Source organism: Ochrobactrum sp. A-1 (genome assembly GCF_022488005.1).
GTDB lineage: Bacteria > Pseudomonadota > Alphaproteobacteria > Rhizobiales > Rhizobiaceae > Brucella.
Genome location: NZ_JAKVQC010000003.1, coordinates 17,123 through 38,660 on the forward strand (window position 1 = coordinate 17,123; position 21,538 = coordinate 38,660).

A 21,538-nucleotide genomic window follows, 5' to 3' on the forward strand; every position below is an offset into this window, starting at 1 on the left:
AAAGTTTGCACATGATCCTTTTCGATCCATCCGATCTGAAGGGGCCGATCTGAAGTGTCATGTGCTCGAAGGACCGCCGAAGGGCGGCGCATGATAAAGGCCGCAAGGCGTGAGCAAGCCGCAAGGCTATAGAACGAGGAGCGACGATGGCTCAGACCCATTCATTCAATGGTCGCAAGCGCGTACGCAAATTTTTCGGCAAGATCCCAGAGGTCGCCGAGATGCCGAACCTTATCGAGGTTCAGAAGGCATCTTACGACCAGTTCCTTATGGTTGAAGAACCATCCGGTGGGCGTTCTGACGAGGGTTTGCAGGCGGTTTTCAAGTCTGTTTTCCCAATTCAGGATTTCTCCGGCGCTTCGATGCTAGAATTCGTTCGCTACGAGTTCGACGCACCAAAATTCGACGTTGACGAATGCCGTCAGCGCGATCTGACGTATTCGGCGCCACTCAAGGTGACGCTGCGTCTTATCGTGTTCGATATTGACGAAGATACCGGCGCGAAGTCGATCAAGGACATCAAGGAGCAGGATGTCTACATGGGCGATATGCCGCTCATGACCGACAACGGCACCTTCATCGTCAACGGCACCGAGCGCGTAATCGTTTCGCAGATGCACCGTTCGCCGGGCGTCTTCTTCGACCACGACAAGGGCAAGACCCATTCTTCGGGCAAGCTCCTGTTCGCAGCTCGCGTCATCCCTTATCGCGGTTCGTGGCTCGATATCGAATTCGATTCCAAGGACATTGTCTACGCACGTATCGACCGCCGCCGCAAGCTGCCGGCCACCACGCTGCTGATGGCTCTCGGCATGGACGGCGAAGACATTCTGTCGACGTTCTACAAGACCGTTACCTATACGCGTGACGGCGACAACTGGCGCATTCCGTATTCGGCTGACCGCTTCAAGGGCATGAAGATCATCTCCGATCTCATCGATGCGGACACCGGTGAAGTCGTTCTCGAAGCCGGCAAGAAGCTGACCGCCCGTTCGGCCAAGCAGCTTGCTGAAAAGGGCCTCAAGGCCATCAAGGCGACGGAAGACGATCTGTTCGGCTCGTATCTTGCGGAAGATGTCGTCAATTACGCAACCGGTGAGATTTATCTCGAAGCTGGTGACGAAATCGACGAGAAGGTCCTCAAGACCCTGATCGATACAGGCGAGACGGAAATCAACGTCCTCGACATCGATCATATCAACATCGGCGGCTACATCCGCAACACGCTGGCTGTCGACAAGAACGAAAGCCGTCAGGAAGCCCTGTTCGACATCTATCGCGTCATGCGTCCGGGCGAACCGCCTACGATGGATTCCGCCGAAGCGATGTTCAACTCGCTGTTCTTCGACGCTGAGCGCTACGACCTTTCGGCCGTTGGTCGCGTCAAGATGAACATGCGTCTGGATCTCGACGCGGAAGACACCGTGCGCGTTCTGCGCAAGGAAGACATCCTGGCCGTGGTCAAGATGCTGGTGGAACTGCGCGACGGTCGCGGCGAAATCGACGACATCGACAATCTCGGCAACCGCCGTGTGCGTTCGGTCGGCGAGCTGATGGAAAATCAGTATCGCGTCGGTCTGCTTCGTATGGAGCGTGCGATCAAGGAACGTATGTCCTCGATCGAAATCGACACGGTCATGCCGCAGGATCTGATCAACGCGAAGCCGGCTGCTGCAGCCGTGCGCGAGTTCTTCGGTTCCTCGCAGCTGTCGCAGTTCATGGATCAGACCAACCCGCTTTCGGAAATCACCCACAAGCGCCGTCTCTCGGCTCTTGGACCGGGCGGTCTGACCCGCGAGCGCGCTGGCTTCGAAGTCCGCGACGTGCATCCGACCCACTATGGCCGTATCTGCCCGATTGAAACGCCGGAAGGCCCGAATATCGGTCTGATCAACTCGCTTGCAACTTTTGCCCGCGTCAACAAGTACGGCTTCATCGAAAGCCCGTACCGCAAGGTTGTCGACGGCAAGGTAACGAACGACGTTGTCTATCTGTCGGCCATGGAAGAAGCCAAGCACTCTGTTGCGCAGGCTAACGTCGAGCTGGACGAGCGGGGCGGTTTCGTTGACGAATTCGTCATCTGCCGTCATGCAGGCGAAGTGATGATGGCTCCGCGTGAAAACGTGGATCTGATGGACGTGTCGCCGAAGCAGCTTGTTTCGGTTGCTGCGGCTCTCATCCCGTTCCTGGAAAACGACGACGCCAACCGCGCGCTCATGGGTTCGAACATGCAGCGTCAGGCTGTGCCGCTCGTTCGCGCTGAAGCGCCGTTCGTCGGTACAGGTATGGAAGCGGTCGTTGCACGTGACTCCGGTGCCGCTATTGCAGCGCACCGTGGCGGTGTGGTCGATCAGGTTGACGCAACGCGTATCGTTATCCGTGCGACCGAAGATCTCGATCCGTCCAAGTCGGGCGTCGATATCTATCGCCTGATGAAGTTCCAGCGTTCGAACCAGAACACCTGCATCAATCAGCGTCCGCTTGTGCGCGTTGGCGATCCCATCCAGAAGGGTGACATCATCGCTGACGGTCCGTCGACGGATCTGGGCGATCTGGCTCTCGGCCGCAACGTGCTCGTCGCGTTCATGCCGTGGAATGGTTACAACTACGAAGATTCGATCCTTCTCTCGGAAAAGATCGTTTCGGACGACGTGTTCACTTCGATCCACATCGAAGAATTCGAAGTTGCTGCCCGCGACACCAAGCTTGGACCTGAGGAAATCACCCGCGACATTCCGAACGTGTCGGAAGAAGCGCTGAAGAACCTCGACGAAGCCGGTATCGTGTACATCGGTGCTGAAGTGCATCCTGGCGACATTCTTGTCGGCAAGATCACGCCGAAGGGCGAAAGCCCGATGACGCCGGAAGAAAAGCTTCTGCGCGCCATCTTCGGTGAAAAGGCATCGGACGTCCGTGACACCTCCATGCGTATGCCGCCTGGAACCTATGGTACCATTGTTGAAGTTCGCGTTTTCAATCGCCACGGCGTTGAAAAGGACGAACGCGCCATGGCTATCGAGCGCGAGGAAATCGAGCGTCTCGCCAAGGACCGTGACGACGAACAGGCTATCCTGGATCGCAACGTCTATGGCCGTCTTGCCGACATGATCGATGGCAAGGTTGCTGCAGCGGGTCCGAAGGGCTTCAAGAAGGGCTCGACGATCACCCGTGAGCTGATGACCGAATATCCGCGGTCGCAGTGGTGGCAGTTTGCTGTCGACGACGAGAAGCTCCAGGGCGAACTCGAAGCGCTTCGCAGCCAGTACGACGACTCCAAGAAGCTGCTCGAAGCACGCTTCATGGACAAGGTCGAAAAGGTACAGCGTGGCGACGAGATGCCTCCAGGCGTCATGAAGATGGTCAAGGTCTTTGTCGCTGTGAAGCGCAAGATCCAGCCAGGCGACAAGATGGCTGGCCGTCACGGCAACAAGGGTGTGGTTTCCCGCATTCTGCCAGTCGAGGACATGCCGTTCCTCGAAGACGGTACGCATGCCGACATCGTGTTGAACCCGCTTGGCGTTCCGAGCCGTATGAATGTGGGCCAGATTCTGGAAACCCACCTCGGCTGGGCATGCGCTGGCATGGGCAAGAAGATCGGTGAGCTCATCGACGTTTACCGCAAGACGGCTAATATCGAGCCGCTGCGCGAAACGCTGGAGCACATCTATCCGGACAACGACCGCAACGAACCGGTCCGGTCTTATGACGACGATTCCGTCCTCATGCTGGCCAACCAGGTGAAGCGCGGCGTGTCGATCGCAACGCCGGTCTTCGACGGTGCGGTGGAAGCCGACATCAACGCGATGCTGACGGATGCGGGTCTTGCAACGTCTGGTCAGTCGACGCTTTACGATGGCCGTACGGGTGAGCCGTTCGACCGTCAGGTGACCATGGGCTACATCTATATGTTGAAGCTCCACCACCTGGTCGACGACAAGATCCACGCTCGTTCGATCGGACCTTACTCGCTCGTTACGCAGCAGCCTCTGGGCGGCAAGGCCCAGTTCGGCGGCCAGCGCTTCGGCGAAATGGAGGTCTGGGCTCTGGAAGCATACGGTGCGGCTTACACGCTGCAGGAAATGCTTACCGTCAAGTCGGACGACGTTGCAGGCCGTACCAAGGTCTACGAAGCGATCGTGCGCGGCGACGACACGTTCGAAGCAGGCATTCCGGAGAGCTTCAACGTTCTCGTCAAGGAAATGCGTTCGCTTGGCCTCAATGTCGAGTTGGACGATACGCGTGACGAACAGCAGCAGGTCCTGCCTGACGCAGCGGAATAAAGCTCAAGGGCGCGCCACGGTATTGCCGCGGCGCGCCTGTATAATCGTTTCCAGAATATGCGGGACACGGTTCCGCGCCGGAAGCGAAACTACGGCAAGCCAGTTCATAACTGCGTAGTACCGCGATTTCTTTTCAGGATGGCAAGGATTTTCAGCTTGTCATCGACGACACAGGGCGACGGATCGCCCTCAAGGAGAACGGCATGAACCAAGAGGTCATGAATCTTTTCAATCCTCAGGCTCCGGCACAGACGTTCGATTCCATCAGAATCTCGATTGCCAGCCCTGAGAAGATTCTGTCCTGGTCATACGGCGAGATCAAGAAGCCGGAGACGATCAACTACCGCACGTTCAAGCCTGAACGCGATGGTCTCTTCTGCGCGCGCATCTTTGGCCCGATCAAGGACTATGAATGCTTGTGCGGCAAGTACAAGCGTATGAAATACAAGGGCATTATCTGCGAAAAGTGCGGCGTGGAAGTCACGCTCTCGCGCGTTCGTCGCGAGCGCATGGGCCACATCGAACTCGCAGCCCCGGTTGCCCACATCTGGTTCCTGAAGTCGCTGCCGAGCCGTATCGGCACGCTCCTGGATATGACGCTCAAGGATATCGAGCGCGTCCTGTACTTCGAGAACTACATTGTTACCGAGCCCGGCCTGACCTCGCTGAAGGAGCACCAGCTTCTTTCGGAAGAGGAATACATGATCGCCGTCGATGAATTCGGCGAAGATCAGTTCACGGCTCTTATTGGTGCTGAAGCTATCTACGAGCTTCTGGCTTCGATGGAACTCGAAAAGATTGCCGCCGATCTGCGCGTCGATCTGGCCGAGACCACCTCGGACCTGAAGCAGAAGAAGCTGATGAAGCGTCTGAAGATCGTCGAAAACTTCCTGGAGTCGGGAAACCGCCCGGAATGGATGATCATGAAGATCGTTCCGGTTATCCCGCCGGATCTACGTCCGCTCGTGCCGCTGGATGGCGGTCGTTTCGCGACGTCGGATCTGAACGATCTCTATCGCCGCGTCATCAACCGTAACAACCGTCTGAAGCGCCTGATCGAACTGCGCGCGCCTGGCATCATCATCCGTAACGAAAAGCGCATGCTGCAGGAAGCTGTCGACGCGCTGTTCGACAACGGCCGTCGTGGTCGCGTCATCACCGGTGCTAACAAGCGTCCGTTGAAGTCGCTGTCCGACATGCTCAAGGGCAAGCAGGGTCGCTTCCGTCAGAACCTGCTCGGCAAGCGCGTCGACTATTCCGGCCGTTCGGTCATCGTGACCGGTCCGGAACTGAAGCTGCACCAGTGCGGCCTGCCGAAGAAGATGGCGCTCGAACTGTTCAAGCCATTCATCTACGCACGTCTTGACGCCAAGGGTTACTCCTCGACCGTCAAGCAGGCGAAGAAGCTGGTTGAAAAGGAACGTCCGGAAGTCTGGGATATCCTTGACGAAGTAATCCGTGAGCATCCGGTTCTTCTGAACCGCGCGCCTACGCTGCACCGTCTTGGCATCCAGGCCTTCGAACCCACCCTGATCGAAGGCAAGGCAATTCAGCTGCATCCGCTCGTTTGTACGGCGTTCAACGCCGACTTCGACGGTGACCAGATGGCTGTCCACGTTCCGCTGTCGCTTGAAGCCCAGCTTGAAGCACGCGTGCTGATGATGTCGACCAACAACATCCTGCACCCGGCCAACGGCGCACCGATCATCGTTCCTTCGCAGGACATGGTTCTCGGTCTCTATTATCTGTCCATCGTGGCAGACAAGGAGCCGGGCGAGGGCATGATGTTCGCCGATATGGGCGAGCTGCAGCATGCGCTTGAAAACAAGGTCGTCACGCTGCACACCAAGATCAAAGGCCGTTTCAAGACGGTCGATGCCGAAGGCAAGCCTGTGTCGAAGATCTACGACACGACGCCTGGCCGCATGATCACAGGTGAGCTGCTGCCGAAGAACGTCAACGTGCCTTTCGACATCTGCAATCAGGAGATGACCAAGAAGAACATCTCCAAGATGATCGACCACGTCTACCGCCATTGCGGTCAGAAAGAGACGGTTATCTTCTGCGATCGCATCATGCAGCTCGGCTTCGCTCATGCCTGCCGCGCAGGCATCTCCTTCGGCAAGGATGACATGGTCATTCCGGACACGAAGGCGAAAATTGTTGCCGACACCGAAGCGCTTACGACCGAATACGAACAGCAGTACAATGACGGCCTGATCACTCAGGGCGAAAAGTACAACAAGGTCGTCGACGCCTGGGGCAAGGCTACCGACAAGATCACCGAAGAGATGATGGCGCGCCTGAAGGCCGTCGAATTCGATCCGGTGACTGGTCGCCAGAAGCAGATGAATTCGGTCTACATGATGTCGCATTCGGGTGCCCGTGGTTCGGTCAACCAGATGCGTCAGCTTGGCGGCATGCGCGGCCTTATGGCCAAGCCGTCGGGTGAAATCATCGAAACCCCGATCATTTCGAACTTCAAGGAAGGCCTGACCGTTAACGAGTACTTCAACTCGACCCACGGTGCCCGTAAGGGCCTGGCAGACACCGCCTTGAAGACTGCCAACTCGGGCTACCTGACCCGTCGTCTCGTTGACGTTGCACAGGATGCGATCATTTCGGAAGTCGATTGCGGCGCTGAAATCGGTCTCACCATGCAGCCGATCGTCGATGCCGGTCAGATCGTGGCTTCGATTGGCCAGCGCGTTCTGGGCCGTACGGCTCTCGATCCGATCCTGCATCCGACCACTGGCGAAGTCATCGTCGAAGCTGGCCGCATGATCGAGGAAAAGGACGTCGAGATTATCGAGAAGGCTGGTATCCAGTCGATCCGCATCCGTTCGGCACTGACCTGCGAAACCCGTAACGGTGTTTGCGCTAAGTGCTATGGTCGCGACCTTGCACGCGGTACCCCGGTCAACCAGGGCGAAGCCGTCGGCGTTATCGCTGCTCAGTCGATCGGCGAGCCGGGCACTCAGCTTACCATGCGTACCTTCCACCTTGGCGGTACTGCACAGGTTGTTGACAGCTCGTATCTCGAAGCTTCGTACGAAGGCACCGTCAAGTTGCGTAACCGCAATGTGGTTCGCAACTCCGATGGCAACCTCGTGGTGATGGGCCGTAACATGGCTGTCCTCATCCTCGACGCTACGGGCAAGGAACGTGCGGTCCATCGCGTGACCTACGGTTCGCGTCTGTTCGTGGACGAGGGCGATACGGTCAAGCGCGGCCAGCGTATTGCCGAGTGGGATCCGTACACCCGTCCGATCATGACCGAAGTTGAAGGCTACGTTGAGTTCGAAGATCTCGTCGATGGTCTCTCGGTTTCGGAATCGGCTGACGAGTCGACTGGTATCACCAAGCGCGTCGTTATCGACTGGCGTTCGACCCCTCGCGGTTCTGACCTCAAGCCTGCCATGGTCATCAAGGACAAGGCTGGCAAGATCCTGAAGCTGTCGAAGGGTGGTGATGCCCGCTTCATGCTCTCCGTGGAATCGATCCTTTCGGTCGAACCGGGCGCGCATGTCAAGGCTGGTGACGTTATCGCCCGTCTGCCGATGGAAAGCGCTAAGACCAAGGACATCACCGGTGGTCTGCCGCGTGTTGCGGAACTGTTCGAAGCACGTCGTCCGAAGGACCATGCCGTCATCGCCGAGATCGATGGTACTGTTCGTTTCGGCCGCGACTACAAGAACAAACGTCGCATCATCATCGAGCCGAACGACGACACGATCGAACCGGTCGAGTACCTCATTCCGAAGGGCAAGCCGTTCCATCTTCAGGACGGTGACGTCATCGAAAAGGGTGAGTACATCCTCGACGGCAACCCGGCACCGCATGACATTCTGGCGATCAAGGGCGTCGAAGCTCTGGCTTCGTACCTCGTGAACGAAATCCAGGAAGTCTATCGTTTGCAGGGCGTTTTGATCAACGACAAGCACATCGAAGTGATTGTCCGTCAGATGCTGCAGAAGGTGGAAATCACGGAATCCGGCGATACCGGCTACATTCCGGGCGACCACGTCGACCGCATCGAGCTGGAAGAGATCAACGAGCGTCTTATCGAAGAAGGCAAGAAGCCGGGCTCCGGCAATCCTGTCCTCCTCGGTATCACCAAGGCTTCGCTGCAGACGCCTTCGTTCATCTCGGCCGCGTCGTTCCAGGAAACGACCCGCGTGCTTACCGAAGCTGCGGTTGCCGGCAAGATGGACACGCTGCAGGGTCTCAAGGAAAACGTCATCGTCGGCCGTCTCATCCCGGCCGGTACTGGCGGCATGACCAACCAGATCCGTCGCATTGCTACCGCACGCGACGAGCTCATCATCGACGAGCGCCGCAAGACTTCCGGTTCAGCCGAAGCCAATGCAATGCTGGTCGACATGACCAACAACGCTGCCGAGTAAGATCGACAGATACGAAACTGAAAAAGGCCGCCTTTCGAGGCGGCCTTTCTTATTTGAGCCTTCGGTTGATTTGCAAGTTACCCGAAAACCGCGTCCCGTTTTGGGGGATGCTGTTTAGTCTTCAAGATCTTTTTCGAGAAGCGTGTAATTTCTGCTGAACGTCAGATCAAATCTCTGCCCATCGCAGGTAGCGTTGTTGACTTCGAAATGATTGTCGCTTTGGTCGAACTGCATATATCCTCCAGAGCAGCCCAATTGAGAGAGCTTGGTCTCCAGAATTTGTTTTTGCTGAACGGTGACAGGAATATCCGCGTGCGCAATTCCGGCAGTTACTGTAAAAATATTGGAAATAATGAATAATGATTTTCTCATAAGAAATTACCTAATGGTTTTAATTTCGTACTAAATATACGTCATCATTTTATTCCTGGATTGCGTCATATATAAGAGAAGTTGAGTAATAAAATATTCCGGATGGCTGAGTGACGCGCCATACATACTGGCGCGTCACCTAAAATATTTATTCTTCTTCGTCATCGCCATCGAATTCGATCAAGGCGACTTCGCCAGTGAGCGCAGTGGCCCAGGCGCTCTTGTGCGGTTCTTCTTCCGGCTCTTCAGTTAGTGTGCCCATCTCAAGAAGCTCGGCTTCATGGTAGCCTTCTTCAGCAAGAATGCTGAGGACGGTCTGGACGAGGTCTTCATTCTCGTCAGCTTTCAAAAGCAGGTGCACTTCGACCGGAGATTCTTCACCTTCGTTCCAGACGTCGGCGATAACGAGGTGAACGGTTGGCGAATCGTCGCCAGCAGTTGCGGATGTGGAAGACATTGAGAAACCCTTAATATTCTGTTGCGTTTCGACTCAGATGTGCTTCAATAACCTGTACCAAGTGGCTGCGCCATGCTTGCAAAGGAAAATGACGGTTTTGATCGCGAAATATTAGCGAATAGACGTCAAATGCGGCGCAATAACCTGTCCGGCCGGAACCAAAACGCCGGTTTTGGGTCTTCAGTTGAAGAAACTTGAGCCGCTGCCCTTGACGAAACGCCGCTAAAGACGTATCAGCACCCCATCTGAGCCGATGTGAGACAAGCTTTTTCGGGGCGACGCGCCCTGAAGTTCATCTCAAACAGGGTTCGTTTTACGATCGAAATGCAACTTGCCGTTCGCATGAAGCGTCAGCTTCCTCTGCTTTTGTTCGGGGTGGTCACCGGTTGTCGTGACTTGTCCCGAATTTGTGCATCAGCATGGCGGTGAAACGGCCCGTATGGGCGTGGATACGAGATTTTTTATAGAGGAAGGTTGTATGCCAACCGTAAACCAGCTTATCCGCAAGCCGCGCATCGCGCCGGTAAAGCGTAATAAGGTTCCTGCACTGCAGGCAAACCCTCAGAAGCGCGGCGTTTGCACCCGCGTTTACACGACGACCCCAAAGAAGCCGAACTCGGCTCTCCGTAAGGTTGCCAAGGTTCGTCTGACGAACGGCTTCGAAGTTATCGGTTATATCCCTGGTGAAGGGCATAACCTGCAGGAGCACTCCGTCGTGATGATCCGTGGCGGTCGTGTAAAGGACTTGCCGGGTGTGCGTTACCACATCATCCGCGGCGTTCTCGATACCCAGGGTGTCAAGAACCGCAAGCAGCGCCGTTCGAAGTACGGTGCAAAGCGTCCGAAATAAGATTTTCCGGGGATACCGGCCGCCAGAAGGCGAGCTGAGCCCGATGTAATTGAAAGAAGAGACGAAATGTCCAGACGCCATAAGGCTGAGAAGCGTGAGATCAATCCGGATCCGAAGTTCGGCGATCTCGTTATCACGAAGTTCATGAATGCAGTCATGCTTCATGGCAAGAAGTCGGTTGCTGAAAGCATCGTTTACGGTGCGCTTGATTCAATCGAAGCCAAGGCAAAGTCCGAGCCGGTCGCCCTGTTCCATCAGGCGCTTGACAACGTAGCTCCGCACATCGAAGTCCGTTCGCGCCGTGTTGGTGGTGCAACCTATCAGGTTCCGGTAGATGTGCGTCCAGAACGCCGCCAGGCACTTGCCATCCGTTGGCTCATCAATGCTGCTCGTGGCCGTAACGAGACGACGATGATCGATCGTCTTTCCGGTGAGCTGCTTGACGCTGCTAACAACCGTGGTTCTGCTGTGAAGAAGCGTGAAGACACGCACCGCATGGCTGAAGCCAACCGCGCCTTCTCGCATTACCGCTGGTAATCGTCGAAACCTATTCAAAGAGCGACTATCATGGCCCGCGAATATAAAATCGAAGACTACCGCAATTTCGGTATCATGGCTCACATCGACGCCGGTAAGACGACGATGACCGAGCGTATCCTGTTCTACACCGGTAAGAACCATAAGATCGGCGAAACCCACGATGGTGCGTCGACCATGGACTGGATGGAGCAGGAGCAGGAACGCGGTATCACCATCACGTCCGCTGCCACGACCACGTTCTGGCAGGGTCAGGATGGCAAGAAGCGTCGTTTCAACATCATCGACACGCCGGGCCACGTTGACTTCACGATTGAAGTTGAGCGTTCGCTCCGCGTTCTCGACGGCGCAATTGCACTGCTTGACGCCAATGCTGGCGTTGAGCCTCAGACGGAAACCGTGTGGCGTCAGGCTGAAAAGTACCACGTCCCGCGTATGGTGTTCGTCAACAAGATGGACAAGATCGGCGCCGATTTCTACCGTTGCGTAGAAATGGTTGGTTCGCGTCTTGGCGCAGTAGCACTTCCGGTTCAGCTGCCGATCGGCGCTGAAAACGAGTTCGAAGGCGTCATCGACCTGATCGAAATGAAGGCTCTGACCTGGGATGGCACGATCGGCGCAGCTGCGACCGTTGGTGAAGTTCCTGAGCACCTCAAGGATCAGGCTGAAGAGTACCGCGAAAAGCTCATTGAGCTGGCCGTGGAAATCGACGAAGCTGCCATGGAAGCTTACCTCGAAGGTACCATGCCTACGAATGCAGAGCTGCGTGCTCTGATCCGTAAGGGTACCATCGACGTCAAGTTCCATCCGGTTCTTTGCGGTACTGCGTTCAAGAACCGTGGCATTCAGCCGCTTCTCGACGCTGTTGTGGAATTCCTTCCGGCTCCGACCGATGTTCCTGCGATCAAGGGCATCGACGTCAAGACGGAAACCGAAACCACCCGTGAATCTTCGGATGAAGCGCCGCTCTCGATGCTTGCATTCAAGATCATGAACGATCCGTTCGTTGGTTCGCTGACCTTCGCTCGTATTTACTCGGGTAAGCTGACCAAGGGCATTTCGCTCGAAAACACCGTTAAGGGCAAGCGTGAGCGTATCGGCCGTATGCTGCAGATGCACTCCAACAGCCGTGAAGACATCGAAGAAGCTTTTGCAGGCGACATCGTTGCTCTGGCTGGCCTCAAGGAAACCACCACTGGCGATACGCTCTGCGATCCGCTGAAGCCGGTTATCCTCGAGCGCATGGAATTCCCGGATCCGGTTATCGAGATCGCTATCGAGCCGAAGACCAAGGCCGACCAGGAAAAGATGGGCATCGCGCTCAATCGTCTGGCTGCCGAAGATCCTTCCTTCCGCGTCAAGTCGGACGAAGAATCCGGTCAGACCATCATCGCCGGCATGGGCGAACTTCACCTCGACATTCTCGTCGATCGCATGAAGCGCGAATTCAAGGTTGAAGCCAACGTCGGTGCGCCGCAGGTTGCTTACCGTGAATCGATCACCCGTCAGGCTGAAATCGATTACACCCACAAGAAGCAGTCGGGTGGTTCGGGTCAGTTCGCTCGCGTGAAGATCATCTTCGAACCGCATGACGGCGATGATTTCATCTTCGAATCGAAGATTGTCGGCGGCTCGGTTCCGAAGGAATACATTCCGGGTGTCCAGAAGGGTATCGAAAGCGTCATGGGTGCAGGCCCGCTGGCTGGCTTCCCGATGCTCGGCGTGAAGGCCACCCTGATCGACGGCGCATACCATGACGTTGACTCGTCTGTTCTCGCCTTCGAAATCGCGTCCCGTGCAGCGTTCCGTGAAGGTGCGCAGAAGGCTGGCGCACAGCTCCTCGAGCCGATCATGAAGGTCGAGGTTGTTACGCCGGAAGATTACGTTGGTGACGTTATCGGCGATCTGAACTCGCGTCGCGGTCAGATTTCCGGCACCGAAGCCCGCGGCATCGCCACGGTCGTCAATGCAAACGTTCCGCTCGCCAATATGTTTGGCTACGTGAACAGCCTGCGTTCGATGTCCCAGGGCCGTGCACAGTACACGATGCAGTTCGACCATTATGAGCCGGTTCCGACGGCGGTCGCACAGGAAATCCAGAAGAAGTTTGCGTGACCTAAGGGTCACGCTCCCAATTAAAAGAATGCCTGAGCAGGCTAAATTTACGGAGAGCTCAAATGGCAAAGAGTAAGTTTGAACGTACGAAGCCCCACGTTAACATCGGCACGATTGGTCACGTTGACCATGGCAAGACGTCTCTGACGGCTGCGATCACGAAGTACTTCGGTGACTTCAAGGCCTATGACCAGATCGACGCAGCGCCTGAGGAAAAGGCGCGTGGTATCACGATTTCGACGTCGCACGTCGAGTACGAAACCGCAAACCGTCACTATGCGCACGTCGACTGCCCTGGTCACGCTGACTATGTGAAGAACATGATCACCGGTGCTGCGCAGATGGACGGCGCGATCCTGGTTGTTTCGGCCGCTGACGGCCCGATGCCGCAGACCCGTGAGCACATCCTGCTCGCCCGTCAGGTTGGCGTTCCGGCAATCGTTGTGTTCCTGAACAAGTGCGACCAGGTTGACGACGCAGAACTGCTCGAACTGGTTGAACTGGAAGTGCGCGAACTTCTGTCGAAGTACGACTTCCCAGGCGATGAAACCCCGATCGTCAAGGGCTCGGCTCTTGCTGCTCTGGAAGATTCGTCGAAGGAACTGGGCGAAGACGCTGTTCGCGCTCTGATGGCCGCTGTTGACGACTACATTCCGACCCCGGAACGTCCGATCGACCAGCCGTTCCTGATGCCGATCGAAGACGTGTTCTCGATCTCGGGCCGTGGTACGGTTGTGACGGGTCGCGTTGAGCGCGGTATCGTCAAGGTTGGTGAAGAAGTTGAAATCGTCGGCATCAAGGCGACGACGAAGACGACGGTTACCGGCGTTGAAATGTTCCGCAAGCTGCTCGACCAGGGCCAGGCTGGCGACAATATCGGCGCTCTGATCCGCGGCGTTGGCCGTGAAGACGTTGAACGCGGCCAGGTTCTCTGCAAGCCGGGTTCTGTGAAGCCGCACACCAAGTTCAAGGCAGAAGCTTACATTCTGACCAAGGACGAAGGTGGCCGTCATACACCGTTCTTCACGAACTACCGTCCGCAGTTCTACTTCCGCACGACGGACGTGACCGGTGTTGTCACGCTGCCGGCTGGTACGGAAATGGTCATGCCTGGCGACAACATCGCCATGGACGTCACCCTGATCGTGCCGATCGCGATGGAAGAGAAGCTCCGCTTCGCTATCCGTGAAGGCGGCCGCACCGTCGGTGCAGGCATCGTCTCCTCGATCATCGAGTAATGAAGGTTTGTGCAGGAACGCTCGCTCTGGAGCGAGCGTTTCCGCGTAACAAGGAACAGATGAAATGAACGGTCAAAACATCCGCATTCGCCTCAAGGCGTTTGATCATCGGATCCTTGACGCTTCGACGCGGGAGATCGTGTCGACTGCCAAGCGTACCGGTGCAAATGTGCGCGGACCGATCCCGCTTCCTACGCGGATCGAAAAGTTCACAGTTAACCGGTCGCCGCACATCGACAAGAAGAGCCGCGAGCAGTTCGAGATGCGCACGCACAAGCGTCTTCTCGATATCGTTGACCCGACCCCGCAGACGGTGGACGCGCTGATGAAGCTCGATCTGTCCGCCGGTGTCGATGTCGAGATCAAGCTTTAATCGGCTTGAGGACGGAAGGAACGAACCCGATGCGTTCAGGTGTTATTGCACAGAAGCTGGGCATGACCCGCGTCTATAACGACGCCGGCGAGCATGTGCCGGTGACGGTTCTCCGCATGGAGAATTGCCACGTGGTAGCTCAGCGTACAGTTGAAAAGAACGGTTACACGGCTGTTCAGCTTGGCGTTGGACTTGCCAAGGTAAAGAACACGTCCAAGGCTATGCGCGGTCATTTCGCGAAGGCCGAGGTCGAGCCGAAGGCGAAGGTCGCGGAATTCCGCGTTTCGCCGGACAACCTCCTCGAAGTCGGCGCTGAAATCACCGCCGAACACTTCGTCGCCGGCCAGAAGGTCGACGTGACGGGTACTTCGATTGGTAAGGGCTTTGCTGGTGTTATGAAGCGTCATAACTTTGCCGGTCATCGCGCTTCCCATGGTAACTCCATTACCCACCGCGCTCACGGCTCGACCGGTCAGCGTCAGGACCCGGGTAAGGTGTTCAAGGGCAAGAAGATGGCTGGTCACATGGGCCAGACCCGCGTAACCACGCAGAATATTGAAGTTGTCTCGACGGACAGCGATCGCGGCCTCATTCTGGTTCGTGGCGCGGTTCCGGGCTCCAAGGGTGCCTGGATCATCGTGCGCGACGCGGTAAAGGTCTCACTGCCTGAGAACGCGCCGAAGCCGGCCGCTCTGCGTGCAGGTGCCGCGAAGGCTGAAGCTGTCGCGACTGAGGGAGCCGAATAATGGATCTCACGATTACCACTCTTGAAGGCAAGGATGCCGGCAAGGTCAAGCTGAACGAAGAAATCTTCGGCCTCGACCCGCGTGACGACATTCTTCAGCGCGTTGTGCGCTGGCAGCTGGCTCGCCGCCAGCAGGGCTCCCATAAGGCTCAGGGCCGTGGCGACGTAAGCCGCACCGGTGCCAAGATGTACAAGCAGAAGGGTACGGGCCGCGCTCGTCACCATTCAGCTCGCGCTCCGCAGTTCCGCGGCGGTGGTCAGGCTCACGGACCGGTTGTCCGTTCGCACGATCACGATCTGCCGAAGAAGGTTCGCGCTCTTGGCCTGCGTCATGCCCTGTCTGCAAAGGCAAAGGCATCAGACCTGATCATCATCGATGATCTGGCTGCAACGGAAGCCAAGACGAAGCAGCTTGTTTCGCAGTTCGCCAAGCTCGGTCTTGAAAATGCACTCCTCATCGGCGGTGCAGAGATCGACGTGAACTTCCAGCGCGCGGCTTCGAACATCCCGAACATCGACGTTCTGCCGGTGCAGGGGATCAATGTTTACGACATTCTTCGCCGCGGCAAGCTCGTTCTTTCCAAGGCAGCTGTCGAAGCCCTTGAGGAGCGTTTCAAATGACTGATCTTCGCCATTACGACGTGATCGTCAGCCCGGTTATCACCGAGAAGTCCACCATGGTTTCCGAACACAACCAGGTTGTCTTCAACGTAGCCCGCAAGGCAACGAAGCCGGAAATCAAGGCTGCAGTCGAAGCGCTGTTCGGCGTCAAGGTTACCGCAGTCAACACTGCAGTGCGCAAGGGTAAGGTTAAGCGGTTCCGCGGCCTTATCGGGCGCCAGAGCGACGTCAAGAAAGCGATCGTTACTTTGGCTGAAGGCCAGAGCATCGACGTTTCGACCGGTCTCTGAGAGGCCATGGAGTAAGAGACAATGGCACTCAAGCATTTTAATCCGATCACGCCAGGCCAGCGTCAGCTGGTCATCGTGGACCGTTCGGAACTCTACAAGGGCAAGCCGGTCAAGTCCCTGACCGAAGGTCTGTCCAAGAAGGGTGGCCGCAACAACACCGGTCGTATCACTGTTCGCTTTCAGGGCGGTGGTCACAAGCGTACGTACCGTTTCATTGATTTCAAGCGTCGCAAGCTTGACGTTGTTGGCACTGTCGAACGCCTGGAATACGATCCGAACCGTACCGCGTTCATTGCGCTGATCCGTTACGAAGACGGTGAACTGGCCTACATCCTGGCTCCGCAGCGTCTTGCTGTTGGCGACAAGGTTGTTGCAGGCAACTCCGTCGACGTGAAGCCGGGCAACGCAATGCCGCTCGCTTCGATGCCGGTCGGCACGATCGTTCACAACGTCGAGCTGAAGCCGGGCAAGGGCGGTCAGATCGCTCGTTCGGCTGGCACCTATGCTCAGCTGGTCGGTCGCGATCAGGGTATGGCTATTCTGCGCCTCAACTCTGGTGAACAGCGTCTGGTTCCAGGTGCCTGTTTCGCTTCGGTCGGCGCAGTGTCCAACCCGGATCACGGCAATATCAACGACGGCAAGGCCGGTCGTTCGGTATGGCGTGGCAAGCGCCCGCACGTTCGCGGCGTTGCAATGAACCCGGTCGATCACCCGCATGGTGGTGGTGAAGGTCGTACCTCGGGTGGTCGTCACCCTGTTACTCCGTGGGGCAAGCCTACGAAGGGCAAGAAGACGCGCTCGAACAAGGCGACCGACAAGTTCATCATGCGTTCGCGCCATCAGCGCAAGAAGTAAGAGAGGTAGTCTGAAGTGGCTCGTTCAGTTTGGAAAGGTCCGTTTGTCGACGGCTATCTTCTCAAGAAGGCTGAGAAGGTACGCGAAGGCGGTCGTAATGAAGTTATCAAGATGTGGAGCCGCCGCTCCACCATCCTGCCGCAGTTTGTCGGTCTGACTTTCGGCGTCTACAACGGCAACAAGCATGTGCCGGTGTCGGTTTCGGAAGAAATGGTCGGACACAAGTTCGGTGAATTTGCACCGACCCGTACCTACTACGGTCACGGTGCGGACAAGAAGTCGAAGAGGAAGTAACGATGGGCAAGGCTAAAGCTCCCCGTCAGCTCAAGGACAACGAGGCTCAGGCCGTTGCCCGTACGCTGCGCGTCAGCCCGCAGAAGCTGAACCTTGTTGCGAGCATGATTCGCGGCAAGAAGGTGAATGCGGCTCTTGCCGATCTGACGTTCTCGCGCAAGCGGATCGCCGATACGGTTAAGAAGACGCTCCAGTCCGCAATTGCGAACGCTGAAAACAACCATGATCTCGACGTCGATTCTCTGATCGTCGCCGAAGCTTATGTTGGCAAGTCGATCGTCATGAAGCGCTTCCACGTCCGTGGTCGTGGCCGTGCAAGCCGCATCGAGAAGCCGTTTTCGCATCTCACCATTGTTGTCCGCGAAGTCGCGGAAAAAGGGGAGGCCGCATAATGGGTCAGAAGATTAATCCGATCGGTCTTCGTCTCGGCATCAACCGCACCTGGGATTCGCGTTGGTACGCGAATACCGGTGAGTACGGCAAGCTGCTGCATGAAGATGTCAAGATCCGAGAGTTCCTCACCGAAGAACTCAAGCAGGCTGCGATCTCCAAGATCGTGATTGAGCGTCCGCACAAGAAGTGCCGCGTGACGATCCACTCGGCTCGTCCGGGCATCATCATCGGCAAGAAGGGTGCAGACATCGAAAAGCTCCGCAAGAAGCTTTCCGAGATGACCAACGCCGATACGTCGCTCAACATCGTTGAAGTTCGCAAGCCGGAAATCGACGCTACGCTGATCGCTCAGTCGATCGCTCAGCAGCTCGAACGCCGTGTGGCATTCCGTCGCGCCATGAAGCGTGCCGTTCAGTCGGCAATGCGTCTTGGAGCCGAAGGTATCCGTATCAACTGCTCGGGACGTCTGGGTGGCGCGGAAATCGCTCGCATGGAATGGTACCGTGAAGGTCGCGTTCCGCTTCACACGCTGCGCGCCGATATCGACTACGGCACGGCAGAAGCGAAGACCGCTTATGGTATCTGCGGCGTGAAGGTCTGGGTCTTCAAGGGCGAAATCCTTGAACACGATCCGATGGCTTCCGAGCGTCGTGCGGTCGAGGGTGACAATCAGGGTTCCTCGTCGAACCGCCGCCGCGAAAACGCTTAAAAAGCGGGCCGCGGGCGAGAAATTTGGAGTAGAGAACAATGATGCAGCCTAAGCGCACCAAGTTCCGCAAGCAGTTCAAGGGCCGTATTCACGGCAACTCGAAAGGCGGCACGGATCTGAATTTCGGTGCATTCGGTTTGAAGGCCGTTGAGCCGGAACGCGTCACTGCACGTCAGATCGAAGCGGCCCGCCGCGCGATCACCCGTCACATGAAGCGTGCCGGTCGCGTGTGGATCCGCATCTTCCCTGACCTGCCGGTAACTTCGAAACCTACTGAAGTCCGTATGGGTAAAGGTAAGGGTTCGGTTGACTACTGGGCATGCCGTGTGGCACCAGGTCGCGTGATGTTTGAGCTTGACGGCGTACCCGAAGATGTGGCACGCGAAGCCCTCAGACTCGGCGCAGCAAAGTTGCCGATCAAGACGCGCTTTATCCAGCGCATTGCTGAATAAGGAGAGGCAACTATGAAAGCCGCAGACGTTCGGGCGAAGAGCCTCGATCAACTGAATGACGAGCTGGGCACCCTGAAGAAAGAGCAGTTCAATCTGCGCTTTCAGAAGGCAACCGGCCAGCTCGAAAAAACCGCGCGCGTGAAGCAGGTTCGCCGCGACATCGCGCGTATTAAGACTATTGCCCGCCAGAAGGCGGCCGCAAGCAAGGCATAAGGAAAAATATAATGCCTAAACGCGTTCTGCAGGGCGTTGTCGTCAGCGACAAGAATGACAAGACTGTTGTGGTCAAGGTTGAGCGCCGCTATTCGCATCCGCTCCTCCAGAAGACCGTGCGTCAGTCTAAGAAGTACAAGGCGCATGACGAAAACAACCAGTTCAAGGTTGGTGATCTCGTTTCCATCCAGGAATCGGCTCCAATCTCGAAGGACAAACGCTGGGTCGTTCTGACGAACGAAGCAGCAGGCTAAATTATAAACACGCAGCTTAGGTAGGGCAGGAGCCCTTAACCAGCTGAGAGGAAAGAAGGCGGCCAGTCATGATTCAGATGCAAACAAACCTTGACGTGGCGGATAACTCCGGCGCACGTCGTGTCATGTGCATCAAGGTGCTGGGCGGCTCGAAGCGGCGTTACGCTTCCGTTGGTGACATCATTGTGGTGTCGATCAAGGAAGCTATTCCGCGCGGCCGCGTCAAAAAGGGTGACGTGATGAAGGCGGTTGTTGTACGCACCGCCAAGGACATCCGTCGTCCGGACGGCAGCGTTATTCGTTTCGATAACAATGCAGCCGTTCTCATCGATAACAAGAAAGAGCCGATCGGCACGCGTATCTTCGGACCGGTTCCGCGCGAACTCCGCGCAAAGAACCACATGAAGATCATCTCGCTGGCCCCGGAAGTTCTGTAAGGAAGCAAGACGATGCAGAAGATTCGCAAAGGCGACAGCGTTGTCGTGCTGTCCGGTAAGGACAAGGGCCGTAAAGGCGAAGTTCTCAAGGTTATGCCAAAGGACGAGCAGGCGCTCGTTCGCGGTATCAACATTGTGAAGCGTCATCAGCGTCAGACCCAGACCCAGGAAGCCGGCATTATCTCCAAGGAAGCGCCGATTCACCTGTCCAACCTGGCAATTGCTGATCCGAAGGACGGTAAGCCGACCCGCGTCGGTTTCCGCGTCGAGGACGGCAAGAAGGTTCGTGTCGCAAAACGTTCTGGAGCGCTGATCGATGGCTGAAGCTAAGGCACTTCCCCGCTTCAAGAAGCTTTACAACGAGAACATTCGTAAGGCTCTGCTTGAAGAATTCAAATACGACAACGAGATGCAGATTCCGCGCATCACCAAGGTTGTCCTCAACATGGGCGTTGGCGAAGCCACTGGCGACTCCAAGAAGCCGGCGATAGCCGCTGAAGACCTTGGCTTGATTGCCGGTCAAAAGGCTGTTATCACCCGCGCCCGTAACTCGATCGCAACGTTCAAGTTGCGTGAAGGCATGCCGATCGGCACGAAGGTTACCCTTCGCCAGGATCGCATGTACGAATTCCTTGATCGTTTTATCACGATCGCTCTTCCTCGCGTTCGCGACTTCCGCGGCCTGAACCCGAAGAGCTTTGACGGACGTGGCAACTATGCCATGGGCATCAAGGAGCACATCGTGTTTCCGGAAATCAACTACGACAAGGTTGATCAGATCTGGGGCATGGACATCATCGTTTGCACGACCGCCAAGACGGATGATGAAGCGCGCGCTCTTCTGCGTGCATTCAACTTCCCCTTCCGGCAGTAACGGCAAGCGTAGCGAGGTATATTAATATGGCCAAGACTAGCGCAGTCGAAAAAAACAAGCGCCGCGAAAAGTTGGTTAAGCGTCACGCTGGCAAGCGTGCACGTCTGAAGGCGATCGTAATGGATCAGGGCCTTCCGCTGGAGGAGCGCTTCCGCGCCACTATCCGGCTTGCCGAACTGCCGCGCAATTCGTCGAAGGTTCGTATTCGCAATCGTTGCGAAGTTTCGGGCCGTCCGCGTGGTTATTACCGTAAACTGAAGATGTCGCGTATTGCGCTCCGTCAGTTGGGTTCGCTCGGTCAGATCCCGGGCATCGTCAAGTCGAGCTGGTAAGGAGTAGCATATGTCTGTGTCAGATCCTCTCGGCGATATGCTGACCCGTATCCGCAACGCAGTAGGCCGCAAGAAGACCAAGGTTACGACCCCGGCTTCCAAGCTGCGCGCCCGCGTTCTCGATGTTCTTCAGTCTGAAGGTTACATCCGCGGTTACTCGCAGAGCGAGTTCGTGAACGGCAAGGCCGAGATCGAAATCGAACTGAAGTACTATGAAGGTGTTCCGGTTATCCGTGAGATCAGCCGCGTATCGAAGCCTGGCCGTCGCGTTTACGTGTCGGTCAAGTCGATCCCGCAGGTCGCAAACGGCCTCGGCATCTCGATCCTCTCTACGCCGAAAGGCGTTATGGCGGATCATGAAGCCCGTGAACAAAACGTTGGTGGTGAGCTGCTCTGCCGCATCTTCTGATGCGGTTGACAGCGAACAGATAAAAGACAGGT

24 protein-coding genes are annotated in these 21,538 nt (G+C 56.5%); 22 read left to right on the forward strand and 2 right to left on the reverse strand.

The features are described 5' to 3' along the window. Positions 1-146: 146 nt before the first annotated feature. Together rpoB and rpoC are read left to right on the forward strand one after the other, a co-directional pair. Positions 147-4,280: a DNA-directed RNA polymerase subunit beta gene (gene rpoB, locus MKS82_RS01600; RefSeq protein WP_240578285.1), complete on the forward strand. Its 4,134-nt coding sequence runs from the start codon at positions 147-149 to the stop codon at positions 4,278-4,280. Between the two features lie 203 nt (positions 4,281-4,483). Further along, the gene (gene rpoC / locus MKS82_RS01605) at positions 4,484-8,686 is read left to right on the forward strand and encodes a DNA-directed RNA polymerase subunit beta' (RefSeq protein ID WP_109989806.1); all 4,203 of its coding nucleotides are present in this window, start codon (positions 4,484-4,486) and stop codon (positions 8,684-8,686) included. A 114-nt stretch (positions 8,687-8,800) separates the two neighbouring features. Here the strand turns inward: rpoC and MKS82_RS01610 are convergent, their stop codons facing one another. Then, positions 8,801-9,058, reverse strand: coding sequence for a hypothetical protein (locus MKS82_RS01610; RefSeq protein ID WP_146206519.1), 258 nt, complete (start codon positions 9,056-9,058; stop codon positions 8,801-8,803). Between the two features lie 148 nt (positions 9,059-9,206). Beyond that, the gene (locus MKS82_RS01615; protein ID WP_109989805.1) at positions 9,207-9,515 is read right to left on the reverse strand and encodes a hypothetical protein; all 309 of its coding nucleotides are present in this window, start codon (positions 9,513-9,515) and stop codon (positions 9,207-9,209) included. Positions 9,516-9,993: 478 nt separating this feature from the next. Between MKS82_RS01615 and rpsL the strand changes: the two genes are divergently transcribed. The 20 genes from rpsL to rpsH all read left to right on the forward strand — a co-directional run bounded on the left by rpsL (position 9,994) and on the right by rpsH (position 21,506). After that, entirely contained in the window at positions 9,994-10,365 is a 372-nt protein-coding gene (rpsL, locus tag MKS82_RS01620; RefSeq protein ID WP_006471111.1) for a 30S ribosomal protein S12, read from the forward strand. Positions 10,366-10,431: 66 nt separating this feature from the next. Continuing rightward, a complete protein-coding gene (rpsG, locus tag MKS82_RS01625) occupies positions 10,432-10,902 on the forward strand; it encodes a 30S ribosomal protein S7 (RefSeq protein WP_109369231.1) in 471 nt (156 codons plus the stop codon). A 30-nt stretch (positions 10,903-10,932) separates the two neighbouring features. Next, positions 10,933-13,017, forward strand: coding sequence for an elongation factor G (fusA, locus tag MKS82_RS01630; RefSeq protein ID WP_109989804.1), 2,085 nt, complete (start codon positions 10,933-10,935; stop codon positions 13,015-13,017). 62 nt (positions 13,018-13,079) lie between these two features. Beyond that, a complete protein-coding gene (gene tuf / locus MKS82_RS01635) occupies positions 13,080-14,255 on the forward strand; it encodes an elongation factor Tu (protein ID WP_240578284.1) in 1,176 nt (391 codons plus the stop codon). Positions 14,256-14,319: 64 nt separating this feature from the next. Continuing rightward, entirely contained in the window at positions 14,320-14,628 is a 309-nt protein-coding gene (rpsJ, locus tag MKS82_RS01640; RefSeq protein ID WP_002964363.1) for a 30S ribosomal protein S10, read from the forward strand. A 29-nt stretch (positions 14,629-14,657) separates the two neighbouring features. After that, positions 14,658-15,374 (forward strand): 50S ribosomal protein L3, encoded by a 717-nt coding sequence (gene rplC, locus MKS82_RS01645; protein WP_012091910.1) that lies wholly within the window; start codon positions 14,658-14,660, stop codon positions 15,372-15,374. Continuing rightward, on the forward strand, positions 15,374-15,994 hold the full coding sequence (rplD, locus tag MKS82_RS01650) for a 50S ribosomal protein L4 (protein WP_109987721.1): 621 nt from the start codon (positions 15,374-15,376) through the stop codon (positions 15,992-15,994). Before rplC ends, rplD begins: the two co-directional genes overlap by 1 nt. Continuing rightward, positions 15,991-16,284, forward strand: a complete 294-nt coding sequence (locus MKS82_RS01655; protein WP_006467028.1) for a 50S ribosomal protein L23 — start codon at positions 15,991-15,993, stop codon at positions 16,282-16,284. Before rplD ends, MKS82_RS01655 begins: the two co-directional genes overlap by 4 nt. A gap of 21 nt (positions 16,285-16,305) precedes the next feature. After that, positions 16,306-17,139, forward strand: coding sequence for a 50S ribosomal protein L2 (gene rplB, locus MKS82_RS01660; protein WP_109987722.1), 834 nt, complete (start codon positions 16,306-16,308; stop codon positions 17,137-17,139). A gap of 15 nt (positions 17,140-17,154) precedes the next feature. Continuing rightward, on the forward strand, positions 17,155-17,433 hold the full coding sequence (gene rpsS / locus MKS82_RS01665) for a 30S ribosomal protein S19 (RefSeq protein ID WP_006467026.1): 279 nt from the start codon (positions 17,155-17,157) through the stop codon (positions 17,431-17,433). A gap of 2 nt (positions 17,434-17,435) precedes the next feature. Then, a complete protein-coding gene (rplV, locus tag MKS82_RS01670; protein WP_010659918.1) occupies positions 17,436-17,825 on the forward strand; it encodes a 50S ribosomal protein L22 in 390 nt (129 codons plus the stop codon). Next, positions 17,825-18,535, forward strand: a complete 711-nt coding sequence (gene rpsC, locus MKS82_RS01675; protein ID WP_006467024.1) for a 30S ribosomal protein S3 — start codon at positions 17,825-17,827, stop codon at positions 18,533-18,535. Before rplV ends, rpsC begins: the two co-directional genes overlap by 1 nt. 38 nt (positions 18,536-18,573) lie before the next feature. Further along, the gene (gene rplP, locus MKS82_RS01680) at positions 18,574-18,987 is read left to right on the forward strand and encodes a 50S ribosomal protein L16 (protein WP_006467023.1); all 414 of its coding nucleotides are present in this window, start codon (positions 18,574-18,576) and stop codon (positions 18,985-18,987) included. Positions 18,988-18,999: 12 nt separating this feature from the next. After that, positions 19,000-19,200 carry a 50S ribosomal protein L29 gene (gene rpmC / locus MKS82_RS01685; protein WP_006467022.1) on the forward strand — a complete coding sequence of 67 codons (201 nt, stop codon included), beginning with the start codon at positions 19,000-19,002 and terminating at the stop codon, positions 19,198-19,200. A gap of 11 nt (positions 19,201-19,211) precedes the next feature. Next, entirely contained in the window at positions 19,212-19,454 is a 243-nt protein-coding gene (gene rpsQ / locus MKS82_RS01690; RefSeq protein WP_010659919.1) for a 30S ribosomal protein S17, read from the forward strand. A gap of 68 nt (positions 19,455-19,522) precedes the next feature. Beyond that, complete coding sequence (gene rplN / locus MKS82_RS01695) at positions 19,523-19,891, forward strand: 50S ribosomal protein L14 (RefSeq protein WP_004683923.1); 369 nt, start codon at positions 19,523-19,525, stop codon at positions 19,889-19,891. A gap of 12 nt (positions 19,892-19,903) precedes the next feature. After that, complete coding sequence (gene rplX / locus MKS82_RS01700) at positions 19,904-20,215, forward strand: 50S ribosomal protein L24 (RefSeq protein WP_006467020.1); 312 nt, start codon at positions 19,904-19,906, stop codon at positions 20,213-20,215. After that, positions 20,208-20,765, forward strand: a complete 558-nt coding sequence (gene rplE, locus MKS82_RS01705; RefSeq protein WP_109987723.1) for a 50S ribosomal protein L5 — start codon at positions 20,208-20,210, stop codon at positions 20,763-20,765. Before rplX ends, rplE begins: the two co-directional genes overlap by 8 nt. 26 nt (positions 20,766-20,791) lie before the next feature. Continuing rightward, the gene (gene rpsN, locus MKS82_RS01710) at positions 20,792-21,097 is read left to right on the forward strand and encodes a 30S ribosomal protein S14 (RefSeq protein WP_104756407.1); all 306 of its coding nucleotides are present in this window, start codon (positions 20,792-20,794) and stop codon (positions 21,095-21,097) included. A gap of 10 nt (positions 21,098-21,107) precedes the next feature. Next, complete coding sequence (gene rpsH / locus MKS82_RS01715) at positions 21,108-21,506, forward strand: 30S ribosomal protein S8 (protein WP_078340781.1); 399 nt, start codon at positions 21,108-21,110, stop codon at positions 21,504-21,506. The last annotated feature ends 32 nt before the right edge of the window (positions 21,507-21,538 follow it).

What these genes read in the sequence shown, in the direction of transcription:
- rpoB (WP_240578285.1), top strand. Translation starts at nt 147, where the DNA reads ATGGCTCAGACCCATTCATTCAATGGTCGCAAGCGCGTACGCAAATTT.
- rpoC (WP_109989806.1), top strand. Translation starts at nt 4,484, where the DNA reads ATGAACCAAGAGGTCATGAATCTTTTCAATCCTCAGGCTCCGGCACAG.
- MKS82_RS01610 (WP_146206519.1), bottom strand. Translation starts at nt 9,058, where the DNA reads ATGAGAAAATCATTATTCATTATTTCCAATATTTTTACAGTAACTGCC.
- MKS82_RS01615 (WP_109989805.1), bottom strand. Translation starts at nt 9,515, where the DNA reads ATGTCTTCCACATCCGCAACTGCTGGCGACGATTCGCCAACCGTTCAC.
- rpsL (WP_006471111.1), top strand. Translation starts at nt 9,994, where the DNA reads ATGCCAACCGTAAACCAGCTTATCCGCAAGCCGCGCATCGCGCCGGTA.
- rpsG (WP_109369231.1), top strand. Translation starts at nt 10,432, where the DNA reads ATGTCCAGACGCCATAAGGCTGAGAAGCGTGAGATCAATCCGGATCCG.
- fusA (WP_109989804.1), top strand. Translation starts at nt 10,933, where the DNA reads ATGGCCCGCGAATATAAAATCGAAGACTACCGCAATTTCGGTATCATG.
- tuf (WP_240578284.1), top strand. Translation starts at nt 13,080, where the DNA reads ATGGCAAAGAGTAAGTTTGAACGTACGAAGCCCCACGTTAACATCGGC.
- rpsJ (WP_002964363.1), top strand. Translation starts at nt 14,320, where the DNA reads ATGAACGGTCAAAACATCCGCATTCGCCTCAAGGCGTTTGATCATCGG.
- rplC (WP_012091910.1), top strand. Translation starts at nt 14,658, where the DNA reads ATGCGTTCAGGTGTTATTGCACAGAAGCTGGGCATGACCCGCGTCTAT.
- rplD (WP_109987721.1), top strand. Translation starts at nt 15,374, where the DNA reads ATGGATCTCACGATTACCACTCTTGAAGGCAAGGATGCCGGCAAGGTC.
- MKS82_RS01655 (WP_006467028.1), top strand. Translation starts at nt 15,991, where the DNA reads ATGACTGATCTTCGCCATTACGACGTGATCGTCAGCCCGGTTATCACC.
- rplB (WP_109987722.1), top strand. Translation starts at nt 16,306, where the DNA reads ATGGCACTCAAGCATTTTAATCCGATCACGCCAGGCCAGCGTCAGCTG.
- rplV (WP_010659918.1), top strand. Translation starts at nt 17,436, where the DNA reads ATGGGCAAGGCTAAAGCTCCCCGTCAGCTCAAGGACAACGAGGCTCAG.
- rpsC (WP_006467024.1), top strand. Translation starts at nt 17,825, where the DNA reads ATGGGTCAGAAGATTAATCCGATCGGTCTTCGTCTCGGCATCAACCGC.
- rplP (WP_006467023.1), top strand. Translation starts at nt 18,574, where the DNA reads ATGATGCAGCCTAAGCGCACCAAGTTCCGCAAGCAGTTCAAGGGCCGT.
- rpmC (WP_006467022.1), top strand. Translation starts at nt 19,000, where the DNA reads ATGAAAGCCGCAGACGTTCGGGCGAAGAGCCTCGATCAACTGAATGAC.
- rpsQ (WP_010659919.1), top strand. Translation starts at nt 19,212, where the DNA reads ATGCCTAAACGCGTTCTGCAGGGCGTTGTCGTCAGCGACAAGAATGAC.
- rplN (WP_004683923.1), top strand. Translation starts at nt 19,523, where the DNA reads ATGATTCAGATGCAAACAAACCTTGACGTGGCGGATAACTCCGGCGCA.
- rplX (WP_006467020.1), top strand. Translation starts at nt 19,904, where the DNA reads ATGCAGAAGATTCGCAAAGGCGACAGCGTTGTCGTGCTGTCCGGTAAG.
- rplE (WP_109987723.1), top strand. Translation starts at nt 20,208, where the DNA reads ATGGCTGAAGCTAAGGCACTTCCCCGCTTCAAGAAGCTTTACAACGAG.
- rpsN (WP_104756407.1), top strand. Translation starts at nt 20,792, where the DNA reads ATGGCCAAGACTAGCGCAGTCGAAAAAAACAAGCGCCGCGAAAAGTTG.
- rpsH (WP_078340781.1), top strand. Translation starts at nt 21,108, where the DNA reads ATGTCTGTGTCAGATCCTCTCGGCGATATGCTGACCCGTATCCGCAAC.